The sequence below is a fragment of the Cellulomonas sp. GbtcB1 genome, assembly GCF_019091725.1.
Taxonomy (GTDB): Bacteria; Actinomycetota; Actinomycetes; order Actinomycetales; family Cellulomonadaceae; genus Cellulomonas.
In genome coordinates, this window is record NZ_JAGXJG010000510.1 from 1 (window position 1) to 239 (window position 239).

Consider the following 239-nt stretch of genomic DNA (forward strand, 5'->3'; position numbering starts at 1 on the left):
GGTGACCTCCACCCGCACGGTGCTGCCCGCGGGCGCGTAGGGCACGGCCGACCCCTCGACCGGGACCCCGTCCACGACCAGCCGCCCGCGCGCGCCCGGCGCGCCGGCGTTGGCCACGGTGATCTCGTACCGGGCGCCGCGGGCGACCCGGGTGACGCCGAACGACGGCACGTGCGGCCCGATCTGCGGGTCGACCACCAGGCCGTCGTGCTCAGGCCGGACGCCCAGCAGGTACTGGG

The 239-nt window shown here is 78.2% G+C and carries 1 pseudogene; it reads right to left on the reverse strand.

The annotated features are described in order from the left end of the window. Window positions 1-239 (reverse strand): annotated as a pseudogene (locus KVT14_RS21210) (hypothetical protein); the annotation flags it as partial.